We start from the raw sequence: 17,007 nt of genomic DNA, 5'->3' as shown, positions 1-17,007 counted from the left end.
AGAGCCTTAGATCAACAACAGGATGCTCAGCGCGAAGTAGAGCCACATCGCGAACAGCACCAGCACGCCGGCGAACCATGCCTGCCCGCGCTGTGACACATTGTTCGAGGTCACGAACACCCCCGCATGCGCAAAGCGGGTGACGACGAACACCCAGGACAACAGCACCATCACAAAATCGACGTGGCGCAACGGCAACGCCAGCGCGATCAGGACGTAGAACAACAGCGGCAGTTCGAACTGGTTGCTGAAGCAATCGCCGAACTGGTCGTTCCCGACCTGGCCGGCCTTCTTCGCGCGCGTCCGCGACGCGACCATCCCTAGCAGCAGCGCAAATGTCAGCCCCACGGACAGGAAAACCGGCAGCAAAACCCATCGAACCGACATTGAAAACCCCTCCCCGGATGAAGCGTAAGCCCCGCTATAGCGACCGCGGCCTGCCCTGACAATCAATCGCCCGGAACGCGGCGATGGCCGGGTTGAACCAAATCGGCATGCCCGAGACGAACTGACAGCTCCCTGTTCTTAACGGCCTGTTGGCGCCTCTCGTGATTTGTCTTCGGATTCGGCCTTAACGCGGGTGCTATGCGATGGACCTTATGCCCAACACCGTAACGTCATTGTTCAAGGCGGTCGCAGACAGCCTTGAATCCGTTGGCTCTTTGAACCTTGGGTCTTTGATTCCGGACTCTTTAAATCCAGGATCTTTAAATCCAAGCTCTTGGAACCTGCTCGCCGACGACAGCGCGGACGATGGGGTTAGCGTGCTGATTTCGGGGTTGGCCGGCATGGCCACGGCGCTCGGCGTCGCCCTGCTGCTGACGGTCTATTTCCGGCGCTATCGCAGCGGGCGCGACATGATCCGGCATGGCCTGGCCGCCACGGCGGTGCTTGGGCTGTTGGCCTTCGCGGTCTACGACATGCGACCCGCCGCGCTGGATTACCTCGGCATCAGCGCCTCAAAGCCGCAGGCCGCGCTTGAAATCCAGCACCCGAAAGCCGCGGCCGCCAAATTGGCCGACACCCGGATCGTCGGCGCGATCTGATACACGCAAAGCCCGCACTGGAGACGCTATCGGTGCAACGCGTTGGTCTTGCGCGGCCGGGGTGTGCTAGGAAATCCCGATCAGCGTCAATGGACGCCGGCCCGAGAGAATCCATGCGGTCCAGACGTCTAGAGCGTTTTCGAGCGAAGTGGGTACCGGTTCGCGTCAAGAAAACGCGTCAAAACAAGAATCTAGAGCCCGGTTCTGATCCCATCAGAACCGGAAATGCTCTTGTCTTTTCGATCTGGTCGCCGTTGCGTTTGATCGTCTTGTTCGCCGCACTGATGCTGGCAACACATCCGGGCCTTGCCGCGAGCCCGGTGGTCCGCGACGGCAACACCATCCAGCTTGGCGACACCACGTACCGGCTCGACGGCGTCGATGCGCCGGAACTCGACCAGACCTGTATCGACGCCCACGCCGATGCCTGGACCTGCGGCGTCGAGGCGCGCGAGCAACTGATAAAACTGGTCGGCGGCCATCCGGTTCACTGCGACGATCTGGGTCCGGACAAAACCCACCGCAAACGCCACCTCGGCATCTGCACCGCCGAGGGCGCCACGACGAGCCTGAACCAGGCGCTGGTTCGCCAGGGTTTTGCGATCAGCCAGCAGCCCTCCACCAAAGGCCAATTCGAACAGGACCAGGCCGCAGCCCGGGACGACCGCCAAGGCCTCTGGAAAGGCTGTTTCGTGGCGCCATACGAATTCCGACTTGGCAAAAAGGACGGCGCCCTGCTCGGCGGCGCCTGCCCGGCCGACAAGGATCGCGAAATCCGCAGCGTGCTGTTTCCCGAAGATCTCGCGATGCCGCCCCGTTGCAGCATCAAGGGCAAATTCGCGGCGCGCGCCCGCTTCACCGGACATGTCGGCATCTATCATTTGCAGGGCTGCCGCAGCTACCCGGCGCTGACCAAGCCGGACCGCTGGTTCTGCTCGGAAGACGACGCCCAGGCCGCGGGCTTTCGCCGGGCCTATAATTGCCGGGCCGGCAAATAATCCAGCGCTGAAACCGTCAGCGCCGGATTCCTCAGCGCTGCATCCTCATGATCTGATCCATCGGCAGCATGTTGTGATTGAGGTTTGCCATGATCCACAGCGTGCCGCCGATCACCAGCACCACGATCATGATGCCGAACGCGAGCGCCAAGACGTTGTTGGTGTTGTCGGCGCCAGTGGTGATGTGCAGGAAGAACACCAGATGCACACCCATCTGAGCGATCGCCAGCACGATGATCGCGACCGGAATACTCGGCTGCCAGACCAAATCGGTGCCGGCGACAAAGAACGACGTCGCGGTCAAAAGGAGCGCAAGGCCAAGCCCGACCACATAGCCGATCAGGCGCGGGCCAATCCGGCCCTCGTCCTCGTCACCGGGCGCCAGATCGACTGGATTGTGAGAATGATGAACGTCGGTCATGCGCCGCTCCCGAGCAGATAGACCACCGAAAACACCGCGACCCAGATGATGTCGAGTGCGTGCCAGAACAATGCAAAGCAGAGAATACGGCGCTGGATATCGGCACGAAAGCCTTTTGCAAAGACCTGCGCCATCATGGTCAACAGCCAGAGCACGCCGGCCGACACATGCAGGCCGTGACAGCCGACCAGCGTGAAGAACGCCGACAGGAACGCGCTGCGCGACGGCCCGGCGCCGCGCGCGACCAGATCGGCGAATTCGTGGAACTCGATCCACAGGAACGCCAGTCCCAGCGCGCAGGTGACGGCCATCGCAACCTGAAACCAGAACCTGTTGCGCAAATCGGCCGCGATGCTGGCCATCCCGCAGGTGAAGCTCGACAACAACAGGCAACCGGTCTCGATCGCGACGTTCTTCAGGTTGAACAGCTCGGCGCCGTGCGGGCCGCCGGCGGTCTCCCCCGACAACACGGCAAAGGCCGCGAAGAAGCAGGAGAACATCACCATGTCGCTGAGAATGAAGATCCAGAAACCGTAACCGGTCACGATCCGCTTCGGCGCCGGACCCGGGTTATCGGTCACTTCCAGGCCCTGCGCCTGGTGCAGATCCGGCGTCATGGTCGTAACCGACATCACACGCTCCCCGCGGCGCTGATCATGTCGCGCCGCTCGCTGATATTGGCCTGATCGATGCGCGCGACTTCCTCGGCCGGAATCTCGTATTCGTCATGGTCGCGCCAAGCGAACACCACGAAGGTCGCGAACGCGCCGATCAGCCCCGCGATCACCATCCACCAGATGTGCCAGATCAGCGCGAACCCCGTGATGGTAGCGAAGAACGCGCAGACGAATCCGGTCGGCGAATTGCGCGGCATCTCGATCGCTTCATAATGCGGTTCCTCGGCGCTGGCTTCCTGTTTGGCGCGGACCTTCTGGGCCCAATAGGCATCCTCGCCGCTGACATCGGGCAGCACCGCGAAATTGAACACCGGCGGCGGTGACGAGGTCGCCCATTCCAGCGAGCGGCCATCCCAGGGATCGCCGGTATGGTCGCGCAATTCCTCACGGTCACGGATCGAGACGACGAGCTGCGCGATCTGGAAGATGATCCCGATCAGGATCAGAACCGCGCCGACGCTGGCCGCCATCAGCCAGGGACGCCACTCCGGGACGTCGTAATGCTGCATGCGCCGCGTCATGCCGAGAAAGCCGACGGCGTATAGCGGAAAGAAGGCGACGTAGAAGCCGACCAGCCAGAACCAGAACGCAGCCTTGCCGAGCCCTTCGTGAAGCTTGAAGCCGAACGCCTTCGGAAACCAGTAGGTGTAGCCGGCAAACGCCCCGAACAGCACGCCGCCGATGATCACGTTATGAAAATGCGCGATCAGGAACAGGCTGTTGTGCAGCAAGAAATCCGCCGGCGGCACCGCGAGCAGAACGCCGGTCAACCCGCCGAGGATGAAGGTCACCATGAAGCCGATCGACCACAGCATCGGCGTGTCGAAGCGGATGCGGCCGCCATACATCGTGAACAGCCAGTTGTAGATCTTCACGCCGGTCGGCACCGCGATGATCATGCTGGCGATACCGAAAATCGCGTTGACGTCGGCGCCGGCGCCCATGGTGAAGAAGTGATGCAGCCACACCATGAACGAAAGAATACAGATGGCCATGGTCGCCAGCACCATCGAGCGGTAGCCGAACAGCGGCTTGCCGGAGAAGGTCGAAACCACCTCGGAAAAAATCCCGAACGCCGGCAGCACCAGGATGTAGACTTCTGGATGGCCCCACGCCCAGATCAGGTTCATGAACATCATCATGTTGCCGCCGGCTTCGTTGGTGAAAAAATGAAAGCCGAGATAGCGGTCGAGGATCAGCATCGCGAGCGTCGCGGTCAGGATCGGAAACGCCGCGATGATCAGAAGATTGGACGCCAGCGTGGTCCAGCAGAACATCGGCATGCGCAGATAGTTCATGCCCTTGGTGCGGATCTTGAGCACGGTGGTCACGAGGTTGACGCCGGCGACCAGGGTGCCGACGCCGGAAATCTCCAGCGACCATAAATAATAGTCGACGCCGACGCCGGGCGAATAGGTCATTTCCGACAAGGGCGGATAAGGCAGCCAGCCGGTCCGCGCGAACTCGCCGACCACCAGCGAGACATTGACCAGCAGCGCACCGGTGGCGGTGAGCCAGAAGCCGACCGAGTTCAAGGTCGGAAACGCCACGTCGCGGACGCCGAGTTGCAGCGGCACCACCAGATTCATCAGGCCGATCACGAACGGCATCGCGACAAAGAAAATCATGATGGTGCCGTGCGCGGAGAAGATCTGGTTGTAATGCTCCGGCGGCAGGAATCCCGGCGAATGAAACGCCACCGCCTGCTGCGCCCGCATCATGAGGGCGTCGGAAAAGCCGCGCAGCAGCATCACCGAGGCCAGCAGCACGTACATCACGCCGATCCGCTTGTGATCGACGCTGGTGATCCATTCATGCCAAAGATACGGCAGATGGCCCTTGACGACGACCCAGACCAGAACCGCCAGGATCGCGACCAGCACCACAGCACCTGCCAGCAGCGGAATCGGCTGGTCGAACGGGATGGCGGCCCACGTCAGCTTACCGAGCATCGCTGGCTCCGATTTTCGCGGTCTGCTCCGGCCCCGGCCCTGGCGCGATCCGCCGGGTCGCGATGCCCAGGAACAGCTCCGGATCATCCAGCCGATAAACCGATCTGTCCTTTGGCACGGACTGCTTGACCAGTTCCTGGTAGACGTCGGCATTGAGGGCATTGTCGCCATGGGCCGTCTTGGTGGCCCAGTCGGAAAACTCGTTCTGCGGCACCACGTGAACGTCGAACATCATGTCGGGAAAACCATCGCCGCTGAAATGCGCCGACAGGCCCTGATAGGTGCCGACCTCATCCGCGCGCAGCGAAAGCCGGGTCGTCATGCCATTCATGGTGTAGATCATGCTGCCGAATTGCGGGATGAAGAACACGTTCATCACGCTCGCGGAGGTCAACTGAAAATTCAACGGCGCCCCCACGGGGACGGTGAGCGTATTGAGCGTCGCGACGCGCTGGTCCGGGTAGATGAACAGCCATTTCCAGTCGAGCGACACCACCTGGATGGTGATCGCCTGCCCCGTTCCCTCGACCGGCTTGCCCGGGTCGAGTTCATGCGCGCCGATCCAGGCGACGCCGCCGAGCAGGATGACGGTGAGCGTGGGGATCGACCACACCACGAGTTCGATCCGTCCAGACTCGGCCCAGGCGGGCATGTAGGTCGCGCGCGGATTTGATTGCCGGAACCAGAATGCGAAGGCGAAAATGGCGATGATGGTCGGCACCACGATCGCCAGCATGATGCCGACGGAATCGATCAGGATGGTTTTCTCGGCGGCGCCAATCGGACCCTGCGGATCGAGAATGTTCATCGGCGCGCCAATCCGGATTTGCTACAGCGCGGACGATAGCACTCCAGCAAGGGATATCAATATCACCCTTGCGTATCAGTATCACCTTCGAGGGCGTAGTCCGGTGATCACGTCGCTTTTGTACTAAAAGGAGCAGTCCCATCCAATCCATTGGCACAGGCCGCGGCCCATCACATCTTCCAGATCGCTGCCCCTAAGCCATGACAACTCCTCAGTAAAAAGTGTCACGCATTGACGATAGCTGCATGGCATGCGGGTGATGTCGGTGCCCCAGAACATCCGTTTCGGCCCGAACGCGTCGAATATCTTGTGCAGCCCGTACTGGATATTGCGGAATGGATAGCGTTCCGTCGAATAATGCGGCGCGCCGGTCGCCTTGACCGCGACGTTCGGCAATTTTGCCAGCGCTACCAATTCGTCGAGATGGACAAAAGCCTCGGCATCCTGGCCGTGGCGGTTGAGGCCGCAATGATCGATCAACAGCCGCAAGTTCGGATGGCGTTCGGCGATCTCGCGAAACTTCGGCAGAAACATTCCGCCCATCATGGCGAGCGGCAGGCCGGCTTTCTCCGCCGCCGGCCACAGCCATTCAACCGCGCCATCGTCGAGCAATTTGCGCTGCGCCGGTTGCAGGAACGGCCAGCGCAGGCCTAGCATGCCCGGTTGGTTGCGCCAGCCGTGAATGAGCCCGCGATTGTCGGCCACATCGAGCGCAAACTGGCCCATCACCGCGAACCTCCTGGGATATTTGCGCGCGGCCTCGACCGCGAGCGCGTTGGAATCGGGATCCCAGCCGCCGGGTGGATGGATCAGCGCGGCATCGACGCCGGCCTCATCCATTTCCGTCAGCAATTGCTCGGCCGTGAACTGCTCGACCTTGCGGTGCAGGCCGGTGGGCGGCGTCACCGTTTTCGACCAGATGTGGACCTGGGCGTCGATGATCTTCATGACATTCCTTTCCGCGAAGTTTCTTTTTCATTTTTCCGACGTCGGGCGCCGATAGTATGCACCCAGGAAGGAACATGGCATGCCCCTATTTCGCCTGACCCAGATTTCCGATACCCATCTTGCCCGCCGCCTGCCCCGTTTGACCGACAATTTTCACCGCATCAGCGAATACATTGACGTCAAGCGCCCCGATCTCGTGATCAACAGCGGCGACCTCGCGTTCGATGGACCGAGCAACCCGGGCGACCTCGAATTCGCCGCAGCGCTGCACCAGGCGCTTCCGGTCGCCTGCCGCTTTCTCCCCGGCAATCACGATATCGGTGACAACCCGACCCAGGTTGGCCCGCCGCTAATTCATCCAATCACCGATGCGAAGCTGGCGGCCTATCGCACCATCGTCGGCGAAGGCCGCTGGCAGTTTGAGGCCGCCGGCTGGTGCTTCATCGGCCTCAATTCGCTGATCATGAACAGCGGGCTTGCCGATGAAGCCGAGCAGTTCGACTGGCTGGCGTCGCAGCTTTCCGCGACCGGCGGCAAGCCGCTGGCGCTGTTCCTGCACAAGCCGCTTTTTATGAACGCGCCGGACGATCCCGAACGCGCGGAGACCTCGTTCCGCTACGTGCCGATGCCGGCCCGCAGCCGCCTCATCGAGATGCTGCGGGCCGTCGATATCAGGCTGGTGGCGAGCGGCCACGTCCATCAGCGGCGGGATTTTACCTATTCCGGCATCCGCCAGATCTGGGCGCCCTCCGCCGCCTTCATTATTTCGGATGCAAGGCAGCAGGCGATCGGCCTCAAGGAAGTCGGGCTGGTCGAATATCGCTTTGCGCCCGACAGTTTCGAAGTCCGTCATGTCAGGGCGCCGGGCCAGCTCGACATCGATCTGGACGAGTTGATGGCCGAGGCAGCGCAAAGCTGAGCCTGCACGGAACTCGGGTCTGCAATCCCAAAACACCCCGACGACATGGCCGCGCCAAGCCTGCTATGATCACCTCTGCTATGACCACGATAGCGGACGCGTTCCCGGTTCATACCGGGCGCGGACCAGCCCAAGAAAAAAGACAAGAAAAGACAAAAAAGAGGAACGCGATGAAGGGGCCCGAGGACGATGCCGGCTTGGCCGACAAGGTCGCACTCATCAGCGGTGGCGGCGCCGCGGGCGACGGTATCGGCAACGGTCGGGCCGCGGCGATCCTGCTGGCGCGCGCCGGCGTCAAGGTGCTGGTGGCCGACCGCGATCTTGTGCTCGCCGAGCGCACCGCCGAGATGATCCACTCCGAAGGCGGCACCGCGGCGGCGATGGCCAGCGACGTCACCAGCGAGGCCGAATGCAAGGCGCTGGTCGAAGCCGCTGTCGACCGCTTCGGCCGGCTCGATTTTCTCGACAACAATGTCGGGATCGGCAGCCGGGGCAGCGTCGTCGACGAAAAGCCTGACGAATATAGGCGGGTGATGCAGGTCAATGTCGAGACCATGTTCCTGCTGTCGAAATACGCCATCCCGGCCATGATCAAGACGGCAAACGGCGGCGCGATCGTCAACATCTCCTCGATCTCGGCGCTGCGGCCGCGCGGCCTCACCACCTATACGACCTCCAAGGCCGCGGTGATCGGGCTGAGCCAGGCGATGGCGGTCGATCACGGCCGCGACAACATTCGGGTCAACTGCATCTGCCCCGGCCCGATGTACACGCCGATGGTTTACGCCCGCGGCATGACCGATGCAGCGCGCACCCAGCGCACCAATGCGTCCGTGCTGAAGACCGAGGGCACCGGCTGGGACGTCGGCCACGCCGTCAAATTCCTGCTCTCCGACCACGCGCGTTACATCACGGGCCAAGTGCTGGTGGTCGATGGCGGCGTCACGCTGCAAGCCCCGGAACGCGAATCGCAACCTCATTAAGATCACCAAGGGAGAACCACCAAAATGGCCCGCCTGCCCTATCTCGAGGCCGACCAGGTCGCGCCCGAATATCGCGACATGCTCAAGCGCAACACCAATCTGCATAAGCTTTTGGTCAACTCGCCCGACATGGCGCGCGCCTTCAACGGCATGGGCAGCTATATCCGCTTCAAGAGCAAGCTCGACCCGCGCCTGCGCGAACTCGCGATCCTCCAGGTCGGCTGGATGGAAAAATCCGAGTACGAATTCACCCACCACGTCAAGATCGGCAGGGAATTCGGTGTCACCGACGCCGATATCGAGGCGATGATGGTCGAGACCGAGGGCAAGCCCTCCAGTCTCGAGCCGCTGGCAAAACTGATCCTGAAAGGCGCCCGCGAGATGGTGCGCGAGCTCGCGATGTCGGATGCGACTTTCGCCGAAATCAAGCGAGAGCTTTCCGACGAGCAGATGACCGATCTCGTCGTCACCATCGCGTTCTATTGCGCCGTGGTTCGCGTGCTCGCGACCATGAAGATGGACAACGAACCCTATTACAAAGAGGTACTGCAACAGTACCCGATCCCGGGAGTGAACTGACATGCGTCTGCAAGATCGTGTCGCCATCGTCGTCGGCGCCGGGCAGTCGCCGGGCGAAGGCATCGGCAACGGCCGCGCCACCGCAATTACCTTTGCGCGCGAAGGCGCCAGGGTGCTGTGCGTCGATCACCATCTCGAGTCTGCCCAGGAGACGGTCGACATGATCGCGGCCAAAGGTGGAGCGGCGGCGGCCTTCAAGGCCGACGTGACCAAAAATGCCGAGCTCAAGGCGATGGTGGCCGACGCCCAGCAGCGTTGGGGTCGCGTCGACATCCTGCATAACAATGTCGGCGTCAGCCTGTCCGGCGGCGACGCCGAATTGCTCGACATCACCGAGGACGCGCTCGACCGCTGCATCGCGATCAACCTCAAGAGCTGTATCCTCGCCGCCAAGCACGTGATCCCGATCATGCGCGCGCAACAGAGCGGCGTCATCATCAACATCTCCTCGATGGCGGTGATCACCAGCTACCCTTACGTGGCCTACAAGGCGACCAAGTCGGCGATGGTGTCGTTCACCGAGCAGCTCGCCTATCAGAACGCGGCATACGGCATCCGCGCCAACGTCATCCTGCCCGGCCTGATGAACACGCCGATGGCGGTCGATACCCGCGCGCGCGAGTTCAAGAAAACCCGCGCCGAGGTCGAAGCCGAGCGCGACGCCCAGGTGCCCTTGCGCAGGAAGATGGGCACCGGCTGGGACGTCGCCAATGCCGCGTTGTTTCTGGCCTCCGACGAAGCCAGTTTTATCACCGGCGTGACCTTGCCGGTCGACGGCGGCTCCAGCGTGCGGCGGGGATAAGCCGCGCGGCGGGGCGCAAGCAACCCGGCGCCCCGCCTTCGCCACGACTTTACATATTATTCCATCCCGGCGGCAGCGCGCCGCCGGGCCTCGCCGCCGACGCATCCGGTTCGGGCGTTCGAATGAGACCGAGTTGGAGCATGGCGCTCAACGCGTCTTCCTGTCCCAACTCCTCGGCGATCCGTCCCTGCTCCAGGCGAAGAACCGACGTTCCCGAAAACTTCATCTTTCGACCTGAAGCAGCCGGGATCGAACCCATGCGAAAATCACTGAAGGCCGGCCCGGTGTGGGTGCCGCCACCTTGCCAGCGGCCCACGACGTAATTGCCTTCCGCGATCAGATTGCCGACGCCGTTGAAATTCAGGTCGGGAAAGGCATCGCGAAACTCCGTCATGAAATCCACGACGTCAGCGCGCCCTTTCCTCGGTTCATGCATCGGGTAGTGCATCAATATATCGGCCGTCGCGAGTTCGTTGACGATTCTCGGATTCCAGGGGTTGCCCCAGAATTCCTTGAACCAGCGCGCTACGATATCCTTGTTATCCTGTGACATCAGATCATCTCCGTTGCGTCTCGATGCGCAGGAGTAGACCGTCGCGAGCTGTGCCGCGCCACCCGATTTCCGGATTGGCCGCGCGCCTGATGTGCGAAGATCCATCGCGGCGCCCGGTAATCGGGTGGCTCTCTGATTCAAAATTCCTACTGTGCCCTAAACACGCAGGAGCACGTCATGAGAAATTTCCACTTGATCGCTGCCTTGCGCGGCGACGGGCTTCGCCCCGAGTTGCAAGCGCTGTTCGATCGCATGGCGACCGCTCCGCGCTCCGAACTCTTCACAAGAGATGACGGCATGGTCCAGGCCGGTCCGAACCCCGTTGCCGAGACGCCGCCTACCAATATCGTGCCTCTCAAGCGAACGCCTTGTTAGCGATCGAGAAGGTGTGTCGCGCGGGTAAGCATCGCGGCTTAATTGTTCGTCATTGCGAGAAGCTCTTGCGACGAAGCAATCCAGGGGCAAAGAAAAGAACTGGATTGCTTCGCTGCGTTCGCAATGACGTGATCAAGCTTTGTTTGTGTGCGCGAAACTAGCTCGTTCGCCGCAATGTCGATGGCCGTGCCTTGATCGGATCGAGCAGCGACCAGTCGCCCTGCTCCAACTCGTAGCCCTTCGGAAACGGCGGCCGCAACTCGAGCCCTAGCGAACGCAACACGCGATCATCGCGATAGTAGCATTGCAGCACCACGCGAACGAGCGTGGCGGCAGCAGGTCCGCCGGAGGCGCGGAATTCCTTTGCCACGGCGTCGCGGCGTGCTGGGTCGAGACGGGCCAACGGTTGGCCGGCAAGCCGCGCCAGATGATCGAGCGCGGCGCTGACCGCCGGTGCATCGCGGCCGAGTGTCGCCAGCATGTCGGCCTGAATGACCGCATCATCGGCGCCGGGCACGTTGTATTCGGTACTGGCTGGAATGATCATCGCAGCGACCGCACGTAAATCGTCGCGTTGAGCCGCTGTGAGATTTGTTTCCACGGACATGACTGCCTCAATCGAACAAATTGGCCAGACGTTGCTTCATCTGGTCGGCGACGTAGAGCGCGATGGCCTGGATCGTCGAGGTCGGGTTGACGCCCCCCGACGTGACGAACACGCTGCCATCGACGATGAACAGATTCTTCACGTCGTGCGACCTGCCCCATTCATTGACCACGGAGCGCTTGGGATCGCTGCCCATGCGCGCGGTGCCGAGCAGATGCCAGCCGCCATAGAGGATCGGAGAATTGACGCAGATGTCGGTCGCGCCGGCCGCGGCCAACACCTCCTTGGCACGGGCAATGCCGTGCTCCATCATCTTCGCGCTGTTCTCGCTGATGGTGTAATCGATCCGCGGCGCGGGAATGCCGTGGCTGTCCTTCAACACCGGATCGAGCGTGACGCGGTTATGTTCTTCCGGCAGATCTTCGCAGATCGCCGACGCGGCAATGCGGTGGCCGTTGAGCTTGCGAAAGACGCGGTGGTGATCCGCGCCCCATGGCAGGATGCCCTTGGCCTCGCTGGCGACGGCCTCGAACACCGGCCCGGCACCACGGCCGAACTGGATGCCATAGCCGCGCACGAAGCCGCGCGACAAATCGGTGTCGTAAAATTCCTTGCTCCAGAGGCAGGTCGGCGGCGCGCGGTTGGAGTCGGTGGGCTGCTCGACATAGCCGTAGACCTGGCTGTACGGATGAAACATCAGGTTCTTGCCGACCAGTCCGCTCGAATTGGCCAACCCGTCGGGAAAATGCTTGGAGGCCGAATTCAACAGCAGTCGCGGCGTGCCGATGCCGTTGCAGGCGATCACCACGACTTCGGCTGCCTGGAATTGCTCGACGCCATCCTTGTCGTAGTAGATCACGCCTGACGCCATGCCCTCGTCATTGGTGACGATCTCGCGTACCCGGCAATGCGTGCGCAGCTCGACACCCGCGCGCAAGGCCAACGGCCAGTAGGTGATATCGGTAGAGGCTTTCGCGCCCTGCGCGCAGGCCGGCGTGCAATGGCCGAGGTTGATGCAGCGGGCCCGCCCCTCGTAATCCATGGTGGCGACAGTTGTGTCCGACGGCCACCAGTGCCAGCCGAGCTTGTTCATCGCTTGGCCTAAGATCGCGCCGGAGCGGCCGAGCGGCTGCGGCGGCATCGGCGGATCGGTCAACGGCGAAGCAGGATCACCAGAGAGCCCGGAGGTGCCCATGATCCGGTCGTTCTCGGCAAAGAACGGCGCCAGCGTATCGTAATCGATCGGCCAGTCGTCGGCGACGCCGTCCAGTGTCTTGACGCGAAAATCGGACGGATGCAGGCGCGGCCAATGCGCGGTGTACATCACCGTCGAACCGCCGACGCCGTTGAAATTCACCACCTTGATCGGCGAATTGTCGTCGTTAACAGGGTAATCCTCGGGCCGGGCGCGGATATTGGGGCTCGGCGAATAGTCGCCATAGAAGCGCGCCTCCCAGTCTCGCCCGGTGCTCGGATATTCGGTCTGACTCATCCAGCCGCCCTGGTCGAGGCAGAGAATGTGCATCTTGGTGTCGGCGAGGCTCCACGCCACCGCGGCGCCGGAGGCACCGGCGCCGATAATCAGGACATCGACGGGTTTATTCATTCCCGCTCCGTTTTTTATTGACCGATATTGAGCGATCTTGCGCGAGCCGGAAGCCTAGAGCGGGATGACTTATCTTCGAATCGTCATCCCACTCTATCTATTTATTTGAGCATGATCTCTTCGGAAAACCGGTATCCACTTTTCCGGATCATGCTCCAACCTTATCGGGTCCGACGCGCACCAGTTGCTTGCCGAAATTGGCGCCCTTCAGAAGCCCCATGAAGGCGTCGGGCGCGCTATCGAGCCCCTCGGTGACGAACTCCTTGTGCTTGACCTTGCCCTCGCGCACCCAGCCCGACATGTCGCGCAGGAAATCGCCATGGCGTGCGGCGAAGTCGCTGACGATGAAGCCGCGGATGTTCAGGCGTTTTGTCAGCACAGCGCGCATCATCGCTGAGGCCCATTTTGGCGCGTGGGCTTCGGTGTCGTTGTAATGCGCGATCAAGCCGCAGACCGGTACGCGCGCGAACGCGTTGAGCAGCGGAAACACCGCTTCGAACACCGCGCCGCCGACATTTTCAAAATAGACGTCGATGCCTTTCGGGCAGGCTTCCTTCAGCTTGGAAGCCAGATCGGGATCGCGGTGATCGAGGCAGGCATCGAAGCCAAGCTCCCTGGTGACGTAATCGCATTTGTCCTTGCCGCCCGCGATGCCCACGGCGCGCGCGCCCTTGATCCTCGCGATTTGGCCTACCGCCGAGCCGACCGCGCCGGAAGCCGCCGCCACCACTACCGTTTCGCCGGGCTGCGGCTTGCCGATATCGAGCAGCCCGGTATAGGCGGTCATGCCGGGCATGCCGAGCACGCCGACCGCGGTCGAGACCGGTGCGAGCGTTGGATCGATCTTTCGCAGACCAGCGCCGTCGGACAGCGCATGGGTCTGCCAGCCGGCGCGCGACAAAACGATGTCGCCTTTGGCAAAACCCGGATTCTTCGAAACGATCACCTCGGAGACCGTGCCGCCCTCCATCACGCCGCCGATCGGCACCGGTGCTACGTAGGAAGGTCCATCGCTCATGCGTCCGCGCATATAGGGATCGAGCGACAGCCAGACGGTACGCAGCAGCACCTGCCCATCGCCGGGCGCCGGCGGCGCATATTTTTCGACACGGAAATCCGATGCCCGGGGCTCGCCCTTGGGACGCGAAACAAGAACGACACGCTTGGCCTGGGACATCCTGATCTCCTCCAATTTTGTTTTCGTTGCGAGCGTAGCGAAGCAATCCAAGGGCTACAAGAAAACACTGGATTGCTTCGTCGCAAGAGCTCCTCGCAATGACGAGTTCTTAAATCCGTACCACAATCGCTGAAATCACGCCGTGATTTTTGCCAGCGCGGCGTCGAACGCGGCCGCAGCGCTCGGCAAATCGTTGAAGCTGAGGATCAACCGCGTTTCCTTCAGGTCCTTTTCCGAAATCCCCGGTCGCGCCTCGGAAAAAGACTTGCCGCCTTCGATGATCGCGGCCGGCCCGCTGACATGGAATTCGCGGCTCTCGACGCCTGCGTCCTTGAGCAGCCAGACGCCCAGCGTCACGATGTCGTTGCCGAGGCGGTACGAAATATAGCGATCGACCGCCACCGTGCCGTCACGCTGGCTGCCGCCGAGCTTGGCATGGCCCTGGGCGTCCAGCAGTTTGTGCGAGCGAAACCCCTTGATGCCGGCCGATTTCGTCTTGGCGGTTTCTTCCGACAGGTCGTATTTGTCGGCCATCTCCTTGCCGACCGCGGCCAGTTCGCCGGCGACCGTATGCTCGAACTCCTTCAGTTCGGTGCGCGGCTTGGCCGTCTTGCGCGGCTTGGCGGCATCGCGCTTTTCGAGCTCGGCCGTGCATTTGGCGACCAGGTCGGTGGCAGATTTTCGTTCCGCATTGGCCAGCAGGGTTTTCAGATCCTTGTCTGCAAGTGCGGCAAGCTTTTCGTCCGACCAATCGACCATGATGACCAACTTCTCTTTTCGAATTGTGTTGCGGTAAATCGCGTGAGGAATACGGCAGCAACGCACCCCCGTCGCTGTTGGCGCCGGAGCCGGCGCCGCCTCGCGCCAAAGGTATCGCGTTTCGCCGGCCGATTGGTGGCCTAATTAAGGCCTAGCCGCCGCCCGGATAATTCGGGGCTTCGCGGGTGATGGTGACGTCGTGAACGTGGCTCTCGCGCAGGCCCGCGCCGGTGATGCGGACGAATTGCGCCTTCTCGTGGAATTCGGCGATATTCCGCGCCCCGACATATCCCATCGCCGCGCGAAGGCCGCCGGCGAGCTGATGCATGACGTTGCCGACCGGGCCCTTGTAGGGCACCTGGCCCTCGATGCCTTCCGGCACCAGCTTGAGGGTGTCCTTGATATCCTGCTGGAAGTAGCGGTCGGCCGAGCCGCGCGCCATCGCGCCCACCGAACCCATGCCGCGATAGGCCTTGTAGGAACGGCCCTGCCACAGGAACACTTCGCCCGGCGTCTCGTCAGTGCCGGCCAGCAAGGAGCCGACCATGGCAATGTCGGCGCCGGCGGCCAGCGCCTTGGCCAGATCGCCGGAAAATTTGATGCCGCCATCGGCGATCACGGGCACATTGGCTTTCTTGGCGGCTTCTACCGCATCCATGATCGCGGTCAGTTGCGGCACGCCGACGCCGGCGACGATCCGCGTGGTGCAGATCGAACCGGGCCCGATTCCGACCTTGATCGAATCGGCGCCGGCATCGATCAGCGCCTGCGCGCCTTCCTTTGTGGCGATGTTGCCGGCGATCACCTGTACCGCGTTGGACAGCCGCTTGATGCGATTGACCGCTTCCAGCACCCGCGACGAATGGCCGTGCGCGGTGTCGACGACGATGATATCGACGCCGGCCTCGATCAGCCGCTCGGTGCGCTCGTAGCCGCCCTCGCCGACGGTGGTCGCCGCGGCGACCCGCAGCCGGCCCTGCGCATCCTTGCAGGCGAGCGGATGCGCGACCGCCTTTTCCATGTCCTTGACCGTGATCAACCCGACGCAGCGATACTGATCGTCGACCACCAACAGCTTTTCGATGCGATGCTGATGCAGCATCCGCTTCGCCTCATCCTGGCTGACGCCCTCGCGCACCGTCACCAGGTTTTCGTGCGTCATCAATTCCGAGATTTTCTGCCGCGGATCGGTCGCGAACCGCACGTCGCGGTTGGTGAGAATGCCGACCAGCCTGCCCGGCACGCCCTTGGCCGCACCGGTGACCACCGGAATGCCGGAAAATCCATGATCGCTCATCAAAGACAGCGCGTCCGAGAGCATCGCATCGGGCCCGATGGTGAGCGGATTGACCACCATTCCGGATTCGAACTTCTTGACCTGCCGCACCTGGGCGGCCTGGCCTTCGACATCGAAATTGCGGTGGATGACGCCGATGCCGCCGGCCTGCGCCATCGCGATCGCCATGCGCGCCTCGGTCACGGTATCCATCGCCGAGGCGATAATCGGAATATTGAGCGGTATGGCGCGGGTGACGTGGGAACGGATATCGGCCTCGCTGGGCAGGATATCCGAATGGCCGGGCCTCAACAGCACGTCGTCGAACGTATAGGCTTCGCGTATAGCTTGCAGTCCCTGCATCAGCGCCATTACCAACTCCATTCGGCGGCTCGTTCGCCGCGATAGACCTTCGGGATGAGCGGCTTGGTCGGCGATGCAATGGCAACGCCGGCGAATCGAGCCCATCGGTAGGGTTGGCGGCGGTCGATAGCATGGCAGCCCGCCGAATCAAAGCGTTT

The 17,007-nt window shown here is 62.2% G+C and carries 19 protein-coding genes; 7 read left to right on the top strand and 12 right to left on the bottom strand.

Annotation, left to right across the window (positions count from 1 at the left end; all coding sequences use genetic code 11):
- Positions 1 to 6: 6 nt before the first annotated feature.
- A complete protein-coding gene (locus GSQ88_RS18450) occupies positions 7 to 387 on the bottom strand; it encodes an MAPEG family protein (RefSeq protein ID WP_159009160.1) in 381 nt (126 codons plus the stop codon).
- Between the two features lie 377 nt (positions 388 to 764).
- On the opposite strand from GSQ88_RS18450, the gene GSQ88_RS18445 reads away from it, so the two are divergent.
- Together GSQ88_RS18445 and GSQ88_RS18440 are read left to right on the top strand one after the other, a co-directional pair.
- Positions 765 to 1,046, top strand: coding sequence for a hypothetical protein (locus tag GSQ88_RS18445; RefSeq protein ID WP_159009159.1), 282 nt, complete (start codon positions 765 to 767; stop codon positions 1,044 to 1,046).
- Positions 1,047 to 1,330: 284 nt separating this feature from the next.
- Entirely contained in the window at positions 1,331 to 2,044 is a 714-nt protein-coding gene (locus GSQ88_RS18440; RefSeq protein WP_159009489.1) for a thermonuclease family protein, read from the top strand.
- A 31-nt stretch (positions 2,045 to 2,075) separates the two neighbouring features.
- On the opposite strand, the gene cyoD is transcribed toward GSQ88_RS18440, so the two are convergent.
- The 5 genes from cyoD to GSQ88_RS18415 form a co-directional block, all read right to left on the bottom strand.
- Positions 2,076 to 2,465, bottom strand: a complete 390-nt coding sequence (gene cyoD / locus GSQ88_RS18435) for a cytochrome o ubiquinol oxidase subunit IV (protein WP_159009158.1) — start codon at positions 2,463 to 2,465, stop codon at positions 2,076 to 2,078.
- Positions 2,462 to 3,082 carry a cytochrome (ubi)quinol oxidase subunit III gene (locus GSQ88_RS18430; RefSeq protein WP_502706748.1) on the bottom strand — a complete coding sequence of 207 codons (621 nt, stop codon included), beginning with the start codon at positions 3,080 to 3,082 and terminating at the stop codon, positions 2,462 to 2,464. The genes cyoD and GSQ88_RS18430 overlap by 4 nt, the downstream gene beginning before the upstream one ends.
- A gap of 14 nt (positions 3,083 to 3,096) precedes the next feature.
- Positions 3,097 to 5,094 (bottom strand): cytochrome o ubiquinol oxidase subunit I, encoded by a 1,998-nt coding sequence (gene cyoB / locus GSQ88_RS18425; protein WP_159009156.1) that lies wholly within the window; start codon positions 5,092 to 5,094, stop codon positions 3,097 to 3,099.
- Positions 5,084 to 5,902, bottom strand: coding sequence for a ubiquinol oxidase subunit II (gene cyoA, locus GSQ88_RS18420; RefSeq protein ID WP_159009155.1), 819 nt, complete (start codon positions 5,900 to 5,902; stop codon positions 5,084 to 5,086). The genes cyoB and cyoA overlap by 11 nt, the downstream gene beginning before the upstream one ends.
- 123 nt (positions 5,903 to 6,025) lie before the next feature.
- Complete coding sequence (locus GSQ88_RS18415) at positions 6,026 to 6,850, bottom strand: amidohydrolase family protein (RefSeq protein ID WP_159009154.1); 825 nt, start codon at positions 6,848 to 6,850, stop codon at positions 6,026 to 6,028.
- 79 nt (positions 6,851 to 6,929) lie between these two features.
- On the opposite strand from GSQ88_RS18415, the gene GSQ88_RS18410 reads away from it, so the two are divergent.
- The 4 genes from GSQ88_RS18410 (at position 6,930) to GSQ88_RS18395 (ending at position 10,133) form a co-directional block, all read left to right on the top strand.
- Positions 6,930 to 7,769 (top strand): metallophosphoesterase family protein, encoded by an 840-nt coding sequence (locus tag GSQ88_RS18410; protein ID WP_159009153.1) that lies wholly within the window; start codon positions 6,930 to 6,932, stop codon positions 7,767 to 7,769.
- A gap of 170 nt (positions 7,770 to 7,939) precedes the next feature.
- The gene (locus GSQ88_RS18405) at positions 7,940 to 8,752 is read left to right on the top strand and encodes an SDR family NAD(P)-dependent oxidoreductase (protein WP_159009152.1); all 813 of its coding nucleotides are present in this window, start codon (positions 7,940 to 7,942) and stop codon (positions 8,750 to 8,752) included.
- Positions 8,753 to 8,776: 24 nt separating this feature from the next.
- Positions 8,777 to 9,331, top strand: coding sequence for a carboxymuconolactone decarboxylase family protein (locus GSQ88_RS18400; RefSeq protein ID WP_159009151.1), 555 nt, complete (start codon positions 8,777 to 8,779; stop codon positions 9,329 to 9,331).
- A gap of 1 nt (position 9,332) precedes the next feature.
- Entirely contained in the window at positions 9,333 to 10,133 is an 801-nt protein-coding gene (locus GSQ88_RS18395) for an SDR family NAD(P)-dependent oxidoreductase (protein ID WP_159009150.1), read from the top strand.
- 49 nt (positions 10,134 to 10,182) lie between these two features.
- Here the strand turns inward: GSQ88_RS18395 and GSQ88_RS18390 are convergent, their stop codons facing one another.
- Positions 10,183 to 10,686, bottom strand: a complete 504-nt coding sequence (locus GSQ88_RS18390) for an ester cyclase (RefSeq protein WP_159009149.1) — start codon at positions 10,684 to 10,686, stop codon at positions 10,183 to 10,185.
- Between the two features lie 177 nt (positions 10,687 to 10,863).
- On the opposite strand from GSQ88_RS18390, the gene GSQ88_RS18385 reads away from it, so the two are divergent.
- Entirely contained in the window at positions 10,864 to 11,061 is a 198-nt protein-coding gene (locus tag GSQ88_RS18385) for a hypothetical protein (protein ID WP_159009148.1), read from the top strand.
- A gap of 157 nt (positions 11,062 to 11,218) precedes the next feature.
- Here the strand turns inward: GSQ88_RS18385 and GSQ88_RS18380 are convergent, their stop codons facing one another.
- From GSQ88_RS18380 to guaB, 5 genes are all read right to left on the bottom strand, one after another.
- The gene (locus GSQ88_RS18380) at positions 11,219 to 11,668 is read right to left on the bottom strand and encodes a gluconate 2-dehydrogenase subunit 3 family protein (protein ID WP_159009147.1); all 450 of its coding nucleotides are present in this window, start codon (positions 11,666 to 11,668) and stop codon (positions 11,219 to 11,221) included.
- 7 nt (positions 11,669 to 11,675) lie between these two features.
- Positions 11,676 to 13,274 (bottom strand): GMC family oxidoreductase, encoded by a 1,599-nt coding sequence (locus GSQ88_RS18375; RefSeq protein WP_159009146.1) that lies wholly within the window; start codon positions 13,272 to 13,274, stop codon positions 11,676 to 11,678.
- A 148-nt stretch (positions 13,275 to 13,422) separates the two neighbouring features.
- The gene (curA, locus tag GSQ88_RS18370; RefSeq protein ID WP_159009145.1) at positions 13,423 to 14,451 is read right to left on the bottom strand and encodes an NADPH-dependent curcumin/dihydrocurcumin reductase; all 1,029 of its coding nucleotides are present in this window, start codon (positions 14,449 to 14,451) and stop codon (positions 13,423 to 13,425) included.
- 135 nt (positions 14,452 to 14,586) lie between these two features.
- Positions 14,587 to 15,210 carry a hypothetical protein gene (locus GSQ88_RS18365; RefSeq protein ID WP_159009144.1) on the bottom strand — a complete coding sequence of 208 codons (624 nt, stop codon included), beginning with the start codon at positions 15,208 to 15,210 and terminating at the stop codon, positions 14,587 to 14,589.
- Between the two features lie 151 nt (positions 15,211 to 15,361).
- On the bottom strand, positions 15,362 to 16,849 hold the full coding sequence (gene guaB, locus GSQ88_RS18360) for an IMP dehydrogenase (RefSeq protein ID WP_174248066.1): 1,488 nt from the start codon (positions 16,847 to 16,849) through the stop codon (positions 15,362 to 15,364).
- Positions 16,850 to 17,007: the final 158 nt, after the last annotated feature.

Source organism: Bradyrhizobium sp. S69 (genome assembly GCF_009766005.1).
Classification (GTDB): domain Bacteria; phylum Pseudomonadota; class Alphaproteobacteria; order Rhizobiales; family Xanthobacteraceae; genus Bradyrhizobium.
The sequence above is the reverse complement of the archived record's forward strand: the minus strand, read 5'-3'. Positions and strand labels throughout refer to the sequence as shown.